Raw genomic sequence first — 11,534 nt, forward strand, 5'->3', positions numbered from 1 at the left:
ACTTAAAATCACTAGGTATAGTCAGAGTCCAAATAACAAAGTCGTAAACCATTTTGTAAATTTTCTGGAACTTTCTCAAAGAGTTTTGTTAGCCTATGGCCATTAATATCAGATTTTGAATAAAGATCTTTGTAATTACCAAAACTATCTCTACCATCATAATAAGTTTTTGCACTTAGACTTTTAATATACAACTCTACAGAAAAAGATGCGCATGTAATAAATGGAGAGCCTGGATGCTTTCTAACATATAAAGCATGAGCAGCATCATTAAACTCTATTGCCTTACCCATAATTTCTCTATTAGGGATATTTGTCGAAAAAATATTATTCATAACTACTCAGGTGTTTAATTTAGATTATTAGAAATTTAAACGAATAAAATAATAAATTATTTAACATATTTTTCTTAATATAAATAAGATAAAAAACCTAAGCAACAACTCATATTTTACTTTCTTTAGCCTAAAACCTTTAACCTAACACCTTTACTATACCTAGCTATTCTCAAACATTGGTACTTTGCGTTTATCTGCTTTGCTCATTGCCAGTTCTTGTATATCTTGCTGCTTTTGCTCGCTTGGTTTTGTTTCTAGGGATTGCTGATTAGCATCTTCAAATACCAATTCGGTAAGTAAGGCAAAATGATCAGAGCCATATTTAGCAAGGCGCTTTATTCGTTTTACACTAAAGCCTTTTGAGTGAAATAAATGATCAAGCGGCCAACGCATAAAAAAGTAATTAGCATGAAAAGTATTAAAAAAACCACGGCCTTTACGTGGGTCTAAAAAGCCACTAATTTGCATAAATAAACGAGTACTGCGCGACCAAGCAACATCATTTAAATCGCCTGCGACTATGGTCGGGCGAGTTGAGTCTTTAATTGCTTTTGCTACCATTATTAGCTCACTGTCGCGCGGTCGTGATGAGTCTTTTTCTGTAGGGCTCGGTGGGGCGGGATGAATAAAGTGCCCCTGCATTTTTAACCCTTGGTGGTTTTCAAACAAAATATGTATAGAAGGAATATCATCTTCTATAAGTGCACAAATTTGTGCATCGAGTATGTTAAATTTACTAAATACATGCATGCCGTAGCGATTATCTTTAGGGCAATGTACTTGATGAGGGTAGTGCTTTTTAAGCACAGACAACTTATCTTGCCACCAACTATCGCTTTCTAAGGTGATAAGTAAGTCTGGCTGATATTTATCGACTAAGTTAATTAACTGCTCACTGTGTCGATTCGACATAAGCACATTAGCGGATAAAATTCTGATACTGTGATCACTGCTTTTTGGTGCGGTTAATACTTCTTTTTTAGCGAACCAGGTGTAGGGATAAATCCACTTAGCTTGAAGCGCTAAAATAACTAAAGCGACAGTGGCTAATAACGGGTATGTAATATAGTCGCTTTGCCACATACCTATCAGAGCCGCTATAACGATAGCGCTTGCTAGGTAGCACACCTGCAAGCGCACAAAGTCACAGCTACGTACCAAATAATGCTGACTGTATGACAGAGGTAATAACGTTATTAATAACAACAAGCCAGTAATTATGACCAATACAATGAGCATTTATAAATCCTAATAGCGCTGTAAAATAGAGAGTATTTCACGAGTGTCGTGCACTAAATGTATAATAGTGCGATCAACTTCAATTCGCACTGTGCCTCTTTCTCTATCTATTACTCTAGCACGCTTATAAATGTCATGCCCAAGGATATCACCTTGATAATAAGGCCTATGCCACCCTGGTGGAGTCCATCCTTGGCGAATTAATTGCTTGGCCTGTTTTTTAGAAATCCATTTTCTATCATGGTATTGATTATATTTATGCTTTTTCCAGTGATGCTTGTTTGCATGTTTATTCGCATGCTTGTCTGTATGTTTGTCTTTGTGTGGTACAGCAAATGCGTTTGTTGCCGTTAGCGTAAAAACCATTAATAAAATACTGATTAGTGTTTTCATGGCAATTCTCCAGTGTGATCATTACTGAAGAGTATTGACGGCTAAGCCTGAACATTACATGAAACGAGACAAATTAGCGTTGCTTGTACTGAGTTTTACAATGACTGCGCATAATCGCGGGATCGCGCAGCTTCAGGTGTTTAGTTTTACGCCCAGCATGGCGCTTACGCCATACTTTAAATGAGCCGCTAGAGATATGCTCCCGCATAAAATTAACTAACTGAGAGTAATTTAGCCCATAAAGGTTTTCAATGGCTTCAAATGGCGTTCTATCTTCCCATGCCATTTCGATAATCCGCGATTGCTGTTCTCGATTAAACATATTCATTCCAAATTCGGTTAATACGCAAAAGTTAAATTTAGCGATCATCACTTGGTTGTTATGTTAAAAATATAACCTCTTTTTTATTTGTTGGGTTTAATTAAGTGTATGATTAATCTATACACTGAAACCGGAGCTAAAAGGATGTTTACAAAACTACCTAAGTGGGTCGAATATGGTGCGTTTACCCTCGCTTTTATTGCCGGTATGGTAAATGCAGTAGGTTTATTAGGGTTCGAACAACAAGCAATCTCTCACGTTTCGGGGTCGGTGACTTCATTAGCTATTGAACTTACTACCAACATCCAGGCGGCGTTGTTTTTAATTGCGATTGTACTGAGTTTTATATTTGGCTCGGCATTAACAGGCTTAATGCTTTCAGGCGGTTCACTTAAGCTAGGCCGCCATTACGATACGCTCTTATTTATTGAGGGTATTTTACTGCTGTTAAGCGCACAGCTACTTCAATATTCTTACCCTTACGCACTTACACTTGCTTCTGCGGCCTGCGGCTTACAAAATGCTTTAGCCACTAACTACAGCGGCGCAGTTGTGCGAACTACTCACTTAACCGGTATTTTTACCGATCTGGGTTTGATGTTTGGTAAAGCCCTAAAAGGAGAAGCTTTTGACAATAGAAAATGCTTGGTCTTTGTCTTAATTATTGTCGGGTTTTTAGCCGGCGGAGTGGTAGGTGTATTACTATTTAAACATTACTCAGTGCTCACTTTAGTTTTTCCCGGCATTTTTTGTATTGTTTTATCGATTACTTATCGGGTTTATAGGTTGAGTGTGCTTTAACCAATTCACAAAATCCCCTACCCTAAACTTATCAAATTGCCGATGTGCTGGAATTTATGAAATATTACTATTTACCCCCGTTATTGTTATGCAGTCAGTTAGGTTTAATTAATAGTGCGTGTGCTGAAGATACCGCGCAATCAATTGAACGTATCACCACCACAGCATCACGTAGTGAAGCGCTTTCCACGCCATTACCACTGGTGATAAGTGTATTAAGTGAATCACAGCTTGAGCTTATAGCTCCTACCCACGTAGAAGAAGCGCTGCAACGCGTTGCAGGTGCCAATGTGCAACGTGGAAATGGCCAAGAGTATTTACCGGCTCTGCGCTCGCAAGTACTTTCTGGAACGGGCGCTTGTGGTGGTGTTTTAACCGCAGAAGATGGCATAGCTCTTCGTGCAGCGGGCTTTTGTAATATTAATGAACTATTTGAAGCGCATAGCGAAATGGCAGAGCGTATTGAAGTATTAAAAGGCCCAGGTTCTGCACTTTATGGTTCTAATGCAGTGCATGGTGTAATTAACGTTATCACCCCTGATACTACCCAAGATAGTGGTTTACTAGGCTTTGATTACGGCTCTTATGGTTATGCTCGCTATAAATTACGTTCAGGCCATGCCATGGATAATTCAGGCGTAGGTATTAATGCCAGTTTTACAGATGATAGCGGTTATCGAGATGACGAAAGCGTAAAGCAACAAAAAATAAATGTACGTCATCGCTACAATAACAGCAACTTAAGCTTAGTGTCTGGGCTTACGTATACTAATTTAGATCAACAAACTGCTGGTTATATTAGCGGTTTTCAAAGCTATAAAGATGAAGATATAGCACAGCAAAACTTTGATCCCGACGCCTTTAGAAAAGCTCGCTCGCTTAGAGCTTGGAGTAAAGCAAGCTGGCAATTAGGAGAGAACACACTGGTTGTTACCCCTTATATTCGTGACCAAAGCATGGACTTTTTTAAACACTTTTTACCCGGCACACCACTTGAAAAGAATAGCCAAACTGGGTTTGGTCTACAATCGCTTTATCAGCATTATGTGAACGACAATACCAACTTAAAGCTTGGTTTTGATGGTGAGTTTACCCAAGCCGATTTTTTACAAACCCAAGATAACCCCACTCAAGGTTCTGCGTTTTTAGTAGCCACAGTGCCGCAAGGTAAACATTACGATTACCAAGTCGATGCCACCTTATATGCCCCATTTGCCGCTATTGAATGGCAGCTAAATAATTGGCTTATAACCGCAGGTCTACGTTATGAGCATATGCAATATGACTATCAAAACAATATGCTTACAGGGCGTACAAAAGAAGATGGCAGTAAATGTGGTTTTGGTGGCTGTCGTTATAGTCGCCCAGAGAGCACTAAAAACAGCTTTAGTAATCTTTCGCCAAAACTCGGGGTGAGCTATCAGCTTAATATTAACAATACACTATACGCTAACTTTTCAAGAGGCTATAGAGCCCCACAAGCAGCTGAGCTTTATCAATTACAACGCGAGCAAAGTACTGCCGACTTAGACGCAGAAATAGCAAATAATGCTGAGTTAGGTATTAAAGGGGTGTACAACAATACTCGCTACGGTTTGTCGGCTTATGCGATGAGCAAGCACAATACCATCTACCGTGACAGTGACTTTTTTACTGTTAATGACGGCCAAACTCGACATCGCGGCATTGAGCTTGAGTTAGCGCATAGCTTTAATCAGCACTTATCGGTTAACTTCGCAGGCACTTATGCCAAGCATACGTACTCGAATGATCAAATCATTGGCAGTATTAATATTAAAGGTAACGATATTGATACCGCACCTCGAAAAGTTGCTAATATCGATTTTAACTGGCAAGCCAACGAGAGTATTAGTCTTGCGTTGCAATGGCACTATGTTAGTCGCTACTTTACCGACCCTGAAAACTTACATGAATATCAAGGGCACGATATTTTAAGCTTGCGCGGCCAGTGGCAAATTAGCCCACAATTATTACTCAGTGCGCGAATAATAAATCTAACCAACACGGCTTACGCACAGCGCGCAGATTACACTAGTTTTACTGGCGATCGTTACTTCCCAGGAAAACCGCGTAATGCCATGCTGTCTGTAAGTTACCAGTGGTAAAACAAAAAATGCGCTATATAAGCTATATAGCGCATTCTTTTTATTCATTTATTTGCTTATCTAACGGCCAGTACAATTAGACCTGGCACCACAAAGAACGACCCTAACACATAGCCTAATGCAGCTGATTTATTCTTTGTACCAATTTCGGCTAGCTTTTCGGCTAACTTAAGCGGAATTTCACGTAGTACAGGAATTCCGTAAATTAGTGCAACCGCAAATACATTAAACATAACGTGTACTAAAGCAATCGTTAGGGCCACTTCAGCCATAGGCCCTGTAATTGATGTGGCGGCTAATAAAGCGGTAATGGTTGTACCAATATTAGCGCCTAGCGTAAATGGATAGATTTGACGTGTAGTAAACACACCACTTCCCGCAAGTGGGATCATTAAACTCGTTGTAGTAGATGACGACTGAACCATAACAGTTACCGCCGCACCTGATGTGATACCTGCGATAGGCCCGCGCCCAATTGCACCATGCAGTATATCTTTTGCAGTGCCAACTAACGCTTTTTTAAGTAGTTTACCTAGTGTAGTTACGGCAAATAAAATCAAACAAATACCTGCTATAACCATCGCTGCACCTAGCATTTTTGTGTCTAGGAAGCTAAATGCGTCTTTTATTACACCCACAGCTGGTTTAACAAGTGGTTTAATAAAGTTGTAGCTCTTTAATGATAAATCAGCATCACCAATAAATAGGTGCGACAGCGCAGCAGACATTTTTTGCAGTAAACCAAACATTATCTCAAGTGGTAAAAATATAATAACGGCAAATAAATTAAAGAAATCATGAACCGTTGATGCCGCAAATGCACGTTGGAACTCTTCTTTAGAGCGAATATGACCAATAGACACTAAGGTGTTAGTAATAGTCGTACCAATATTTGCGCCCATTACCATTGGAATCGCAATACTTAACGGTAAGCCGCCAGCAACAAGGCCCACTATTACTGAGGTAACCGTTGATGACGATTGCACTAAAGCCGTTGCCAAAGCACCTAATAATAATGCGATAAACGGGTTGGTTGCGAATGCAAAAATTTCTTTCGCTCCCTCGGTACCGCCCGACGCTAATTTAAAACCACCACTGACAGTGCCAACGGCTACTAGGACTAAATAAACTAAAAAGGCGATAGCAGCCCAGTTAAGCGTTTTTATTAATAGCGTATTGCGCTTTGATTCACTCATGTTTAAATCTCAGTTTTTGTCTTACCAAATATGGCATTTTGATGACGTTTTTGTTTCAGAACGCATTAGAACACCTGAATATTACAGAAATATTTCAATTCGATTAACGTGCTTCTTTATTCATAACTTAAAAATATAAGGTTAAAAAATCGAGTATAAGGCAAGCCATAACTTTAAAAATAAGTAATTAAAAAATTGATATTAAATTACATAGCGAAGCACTGAGTAGGAGCAATTGAACACTAAATTAAAATATATTTAAGCAATGAATTAACTAAGGTCTGATGATCTTTCAAGGTTGAATTTTCAGCTGCTCCAAAGACTATGCTAAGAGGCGATTTACTCTTTATTGCCTAAATGGATATAGGTAAGGGACATGAGCAAGACGCGGAAGCCTTGCTCGGTTTTTACTCATTTTTACAGGGGTGTAAGCCAGTAGAATAACGCAGGAGCAGTTATCGAGCCCACTAGGTTACAAACCTCGTGTCGCGATTGAATCGCCCTAGCTTGAACGAATCTCAACCCGCAAAGGTCAGTAGACCCAAGATATTTGAGACGGCTTCATGGACTTTGCCTGATATTACTAGAGGCATTGCCTAGCATAAAACTAGGCAATATTAACAATATCTCAATTAATAATTGGATAAAAATTAACGTTATGATTGATACAAATTAGCTTGTTTTATACTGGCAAAATCATTAAAACGTACGCCGTGTTGACGCATCACTTCAAGGACTTTTTTACTGATCATTTGTCGTAAGTAAAACGGCTGATTTGGTACAAAGTGATGAATAGTATGAGTATGCCCAAAGTTAAAACAAAATAAATTAAATGGCATAAACAAACGGCTAGTAATTACGTGAGTTTGTTCAAGCATATTATTCACACCGCCATAATAATGCATACTTGAAGTAACAAAATTAAGGGAGCTCGAACGTACAATATTAGGCACAATCAGCACCACCATTAGAAATTCAAATACATGCATTACATCAAGCAATAATACCGGTGAATTAGCTGCCAATGGAGTGAACAAATTAACTAAGTGAAACGCAATTACGCTATATAAAATGGCGAAATACGCGGTAGTAATCGGAAAACCTGCGTTAAATACTTTAAAAAAGCTAAAACCTTTAATTTCTTTACTAAAGCGCTTTGCATTAATTAATAAACCTAGTAATCCATCAACAATCACCAAGGCGCGTAAAAAATGATTTTTAATACCATTACCCACCAATCGCTCTTCTAAATCTTGCTCAGTCCCCGAGGTTTTATGATGATGTAAATGCATCTTGCGGCGGTACCACGGGCTAATAGTATTAGGACGCATCAACCACACGGTTAGCATCATAAAATTATGTAAAAATGGCTGGTTACTAAAATACTGTTTGTGAATTAGGTCGTGCTCAAGTTCATGGGAAATAGAGGTGGCAATCGCCGCTAAAATAATACACAGCCACGCGGGGATGATAGCAAAGTAATACAACGCGCCAACACCGATTAACGCACTTAAAGAGAGTAGTAAAATAGCCATCCCTAAGGTATTTTGATGCATTAATAGCGGGTGTTTTTTACGCAGTAATGCTTCTTCAGCCTTAATCGCTTTTACAATGGCTTGAATATTCTGTTTTGCGGTTAGTTGAGTCATGATGTTTTATTCGCAACAAGAGGTTGAGGTATATAATATCCGAGTAAAAAACTCAGTACAAAGTAATTTAATACTAATTAATTTACGGGGAAAAAAAGTATAAGATCATAATCAAATTAAATATCTCACTTTCTTAGCACGTGCTATTGGGGCATTTTAAATGCACTTATAAAGCCACATTATACTTTTTAAGAAGCATTTTTTGTTTATCTCCCTTGATAGATAAACGGCCACTGTTCCATATATTTATTAGCGTTTGCCTTCTTTCTGCGGGCATTTTATTTGAAAAAATAGGTATTTCAACCAATTTATTTTCTAAGCCTGGACGCACTATTTTTAATCCATTGTTCCAATCAAATCGATTCAGCATGTACTGTAAAACCAGCATATTATCTGCATATAGATCGATTCTGCCCGCTTTAATCATCTGAAAAATCCGTTCTACCACATCGCTAGAGCCCGCGATTACTTCCACTAAATCAGAATTATTTGGATCATCAATATAATTTTGATAATCAACACTTACCGAGCTGTAATCCCACCCAGGCCCTGTTGCAACACGCTTTCCTTGTATAGATTGAATCCCATCATAGCGCCAGGATTCATCTTGCCTAACAACAAAAGCAGTTGGATATGCAAATGTTGCCTCTGTGGCGTACTCGAAACCCACTTCGGTGTCTTGCGAAAATAAATATTCTGGCAACATATCGCAAAGACCATCCGCAACCATATCGAGCCCCCTTGCCAAAGGCACTTCGTAATACTCTAATTGATAGCCTTTTGATGTATATATTTGCTCTAGTATATCAATCACAAAGCCGCGGGCAGGAAAGTCCTCTGACGGAAATATAGTCATAGGAGGCCATTGGTCGTAGCAAACTTTTAATGTGTTGGCATGACTAAAGTTAACTATACTCAATGCTAACAATAAAGATATAAGCAGCACTTGAGAGATCTTTTTTTTACCTTTAAACATTTTATTTTTCAACACGATCACGTCCTTTGTCTTTAGCGCAGTAAAGCTTCAAATCAGCGACTTTGAATAACTCAATAACTGAGCAGTCTTTTAGCTCGGATGAGGCAACGCCAAGGCTTACAGTATACATTACAGTTTCACCATCAACTTCTAAGGTTGAATCAACAACAGCCTTTCTTATTTTATTAGCGAGTTTGAATGCGTTATCAAGCCCTGTGTTTGGAAGAAATAGTGCAAACTCCTCTCCACCCACTCTACCAATAAGGTCAGACTCTCTTATCATGCTTTGAACTGTGTCAGTAAAATGAATAAGCACCTTATCACCAACAAAATGCCCATACGTATCGTTAATGTTTTTAAAGTAATCTAAGTCGATTAAAATAAAAGATGCGGGTAATTTCTGTCGCTGAGAAAGTTCTAGCAAATGATTTGCTGTATCAAAAAAACTCCCCCGATTTAAAGTACCCGTTAAAGAGTCTCTTGTTGCAAGCGTTTTAAGTTTTTCATTTAATACTTGTAGATCTTTTGTACGTTTTGTAACGGCCTCTTCCAGCCAATCTCGTTTAGATTTTTCATCCTCGAGTAATCGCTCCCGATCCCTTTCCATACTAAAGAGCATCGTATTCATATGATCTTGGAGCTGGCTGAGCTCGTTGTTTTCAATATGTGAAAGGTTGATCCGTTTACGTGTATTTTTACTTGATTGGACCTCATTAACTTGTTGCATCAATTCTTTTAAAGGCCAGGCTAGGTAACGATCGAAAGCCCAAATAAATAACCCAAACAAAATCGATAATTTTATCATTGCCGTAATGGCAATTAAGAAAAAACCAAATAAAACACGATCTAAAACCACCTCAGACGATGAATAGAGCACCAACGTGCCAAGAAACACCCGTGTACCATTAAGCGTCCAATACAACTTAGATTTAGTTTCAAAAATTGATAAGGGAAGTGAGGCTTGAGTGTAAGAACGTTTAGAAATCATGCTTTTGCCATGTTTGTCAAAAACATCAACACCCTCAATAACCGGCATTTTAATAAGCCCATCAACCAGTACATCCAACTGAGTTTGGTCATATTGCCACAAACTCGTCGACACGGGACCTTGAACTGTTTCTTGCAACTGTTTTAATTCATCGGAGATTGAGTCTTGTGTTTTTAAGTATTCAGTTAAAAACTGCATGCTTGTTATGAGGCAGGTTACAAACAAGTAGATAGAGAAAATAACGCGCATCATTTTTTTAGATAAACTGTTTGGACTACGGTAACTTGCAAACATTAACAATGGCACTTCTTAATAAACTTTATAGTTGAGCTTAGGTTAATTACATTCTTAATGGAAGCAAAGAACAGCATAAGGAATAAGTGTTCTCATTTCTGGCGGCTTTATGCTATTCAAATTTAAGGCATAAAAAAAAACCAACCAATTTGGTCGGGGCTATAAAAATGGTACTAAGTTGCCGGACTTTTACTTATAACAGCAGCACCTCACGTGCCGCTCGAGTCCGGCAACTCAAATCTTAGGCATAAAAAAACCCCAGCTAAATCTAGCAGGGGCTATAAAAAGTGGTACCAGCGGCCGGACTTGAACCGGCACGCCTTGCGGCAGGGGATTTTGAATCCCCCATGTATACCAATTTCATCACGCTGGCATCATTTTTCTTTAACCTTCTAAACACGAGAAGATAAAGAAAAACCACTTAAGAGTGAAAGATTATGTACCCTCTTTCATCTCATTGCTTAGCATTATACAAACAATAAGCAAAGCGGCAAGCGTTTTATGTATTAAGTATGATCAACCGCTTAACATTTAGGCAACCATTAACATTTGAACCAATACCCAGTTGAGCACGTAGCGTAATAGGTAGTATTTAGCGGCTTATTTGCTAAACTATCGCGCATATTAACAGTGAGAGTATATTTATGTCGGCTGAGTTTCCACGGGCAGGGTTTTGGCGTCGTTTTGCGTCGTTAGTTTACGATACATTAGCTATAATCGCTTTTGCGATGCTAACGGTGGTATTGTATTTATTTGCTATCCAAGGGCTTATTTCCCTTGATGTTATTGCCCTTAATGGTGCTGAAGATGTATCTGCACGTATTCAGGGTTCACTATTACTTTCGGGAATTCGTAGCTCGCTGTTGGTACTTGTTGGTTTGGTGTTTTTTGGTTATTTTTGGACAAAAAGCGGGCAAACAATTGGTATGCGCGCATGGCGCTTAAAAGTACAAACCAGCCAAGGAAGTTTAATTAGCTGGCCACAAGCTATTATCCGCAGTATCAGCGCATTACTTGGTTTAGGTAATTTAGTGGTACTAGTCGACTTTAAAAATAAAAAAGCACTGCAAGATTACTTATCAAAAACCGAAGTAGTTACGCTCACCAAAGAAGAAAATAAACGCGTGTATAGCGAACTAGATTGATATCAATCCGCAATAATACTGAATTAAGCGAATTGATATAACCTCAAGCTAAAGCATAAAAAACGNG

General features: G+C 38.7%; 11 protein-coding genes and 1 tRNA gene. 3 read left to right on the top strand and 9 right to left on the bottom strand.

Features of this window, described 5'->3' with window-relative positions; genetic code table 11:
* Window positions 1–11: 11 nt before the first annotated feature.
* The 4 genes from P20311_RS14645 to P20311_RS14660 form a co-directional block, all read right to left on the bottom strand.
* Window positions 12–335: a hypothetical protein gene (locus P20311_RS14645; protein WP_138922267.1), complete on the bottom strand. Its 324-nt coding sequence runs from the start codon at window positions 333–335 to the stop codon at window positions 12–14.
* Window positions 336–497: 162 nt separating this feature from the next.
* Window positions 498–1,577 carry an endonuclease/exonuclease/phosphatase family protein gene (locus tag P20311_RS14650; RefSeq protein WP_008114285.1) on the bottom strand — a complete coding sequence of 360 codons (1,080 nt, stop codon included), beginning with the start codon at window positions 1,575–1,577 and terminating at the stop codon, window positions 498–500.
* Between the two features lie 9 nt (window positions 1,578–1,586).
* Complete coding sequence (locus P20311_RS14655) at window positions 1,587–1,970, bottom strand: hypothetical protein (protein ID WP_008114288.1); 384 nt, start codon at window positions 1,968–1,970, stop codon at window positions 1,587–1,589.
* 73 nt (window positions 1,971–2,043) lie between these two features.
* A complete protein-coding gene (locus P20311_RS14660; RefSeq protein ID WP_008114290.1) occupies window positions 2,044–2,292 on the bottom strand; it encodes a TIGR03643 family protein in 249 nt (82 codons plus the stop codon).
* Between the two features lie 144 nt (window positions 2,293–2,436).
* On the opposite strand from P20311_RS14660, the gene P20311_RS14665 reads away from it, so the two are divergent.
* Both P20311_RS14665 and P20311_RS14670 read left to right on the top strand, forming a co-directional pair.
* Complete coding sequence (locus tag P20311_RS14665; protein WP_008114292.1) at window positions 2,437–3,093, top strand: YoaK family protein; 657 nt, start codon at window positions 2,437–2,439, stop codon at window positions 3,091–3,093.
* Window positions 3,094–3,149: 56 nt separating this feature from the next.
* Complete coding sequence (locus P20311_RS14670; protein ID WP_008114294.1) at window positions 3,150–5,219, top strand: TonB-dependent receptor; 2,070 nt, start codon at window positions 3,150–3,152, stop codon at window positions 5,217–5,219.
* Window positions 5,220–5,275: 56 nt separating this feature from the next.
* On the opposite strand, the gene P20311_RS14675 is transcribed toward P20311_RS14670, so the two are convergent.
* The 5 genes from P20311_RS14675 to P20311_RS14695 form a co-directional block, all read right to left on the bottom strand.
* A complete protein-coding gene (locus P20311_RS14675; RefSeq protein ID WP_008114296.1) occupies window positions 5,276–6,415 on the bottom strand; it encodes a Na/Pi symporter in 1,140 nt (379 codons plus the stop codon).
* A 656-nt stretch (window positions 6,416–7,071) separates the two neighbouring features.
* Complete coding sequence (locus tag P20311_RS14680; protein WP_008114297.1) at window positions 7,072–8,064, bottom strand: fatty acid desaturase; 993 nt, start codon at window positions 8,062–8,064, stop codon at window positions 7,072–7,074.
* A 166-nt stretch (window positions 8,065–8,230) separates the two neighbouring features.
* Window positions 8,231–9,040: an ABC transporter substrate-binding protein gene (locus P20311_RS14685; RefSeq protein WP_008114300.1), complete on the bottom strand. Its 810-nt coding sequence runs from the start codon at window positions 9,038–9,040 to the stop codon at window positions 8,231–8,233.
* A gap of 1 nt (window position 9,041) precedes the next feature.
* Window positions 9,042–10,322, bottom strand: coding sequence for a GGDEF domain-containing protein (locus tag P20311_RS14690; protein ID WP_008114301.1), 1,281 nt, complete (start codon window positions 10,320–10,322; stop codon window positions 9,042–9,044).
* A gap of 288 nt (window positions 10,323–10,610) precedes the next feature.
* Window positions 10,611–10,695 (bottom strand) — tRNA-Leu (locus tag P20311_RS14695).
* 271 nt (window positions 10,696–10,966) lie between these two features.
* Between P20311_RS14695 and P20311_RS14700 the strand changes: the two genes are divergently transcribed.
* Window positions 10,967–11,467, top strand: a complete 501-nt coding sequence (locus tag P20311_RS14700; RefSeq protein ID WP_008114303.1) for an RDD family protein — start codon at window positions 10,967–10,969, stop codon at window positions 11,465–11,467.
* Window positions 11,468–11,534 lie beyond the last annotated feature (67 nt).

The organism is Pseudoalteromonas sp. BSi20311 (assembly GCF_000239875.1).
Lineage (GTDB): Bacteria > Pseudomonadota > Gammaproteobacteria > Enterobacterales > Alteromonadaceae > Pseudoalteromonas.

What these genes read in the sequence shown, in the direction of transcription:
- P20311_RS14645 (WP_138922267.1), bottom strand. Translation starts at nt 335, where the DNA reads ATGAATAATATTTTTTCGACAAATATCCCTAATAGAGAAATTATGGGT.
- P20311_RS14650 (WP_008114285.1), bottom strand. Translation starts at nt 1,577, where the DNA reads ATGCTCATTGTATTGGTCATAATTACTGGCTTGTTGTTATTAATAACG.
- P20311_RS14655 (WP_008114288.1), bottom strand. Translation starts at nt 1,970, where the DNA reads ATGAAAACACTAATCAGTATTTTATTAATGGTTTTTACGCTAACGGCA.
- P20311_RS14660 (WP_008114290.1), bottom strand. Translation starts at nt 2,292, where the DNA reads ATGTTTAATCGAGAACAGCAATCGCGGATTATCGAAATGGCATGGGAA.
- P20311_RS14665 (WP_008114292.1), top strand. Translation starts at nt 2,437, where the DNA reads ATGTTTACAAAACTACCTAAGTGGGTCGAATATGGTGCGTTTACCCTC.
- P20311_RS14670 (WP_008114294.1), top strand. Translation starts at nt 3,150, where the DNA reads ATGAAATATTACTATTTACCCCCGTTATTGTTATGCAGTCAGTTAGGT.
- P20311_RS14675 (WP_008114296.1), bottom strand. Translation starts at nt 6,415, where the DNA reads ATGAGTGAATCAAAGCGCAATACGCTATTAATAAAAACGCTTAACTGG.
- P20311_RS14680 (WP_008114297.1), bottom strand. Translation starts at nt 8,064, where the DNA reads ATGACTCAACTAACCGCAAAACAGAATATTCAAGCCATTGTAAAAGCG.
- P20311_RS14685 (WP_008114300.1), bottom strand. Translation starts at nt 9,040, where the DNA reads ATGTTTAAAGGTAAAAAAAAGATCTCTCAAGTGCTGCTTATATCTTTA.
- P20311_RS14690 (WP_008114301.1), bottom strand. Translation starts at nt 10,322, where the DNA reads ATGTTTGCAAGTTACCGTAGTCCAAACAGTTTATCTAAAAAAATGATG.
- P20311_RS14700 (WP_008114303.1), top strand. Translation starts at nt 10,967, where the DNA reads ATGTCGGCTGAGTTTCCACGGGCAGGGTTTTGGCGTCGTTTTGCGTCG.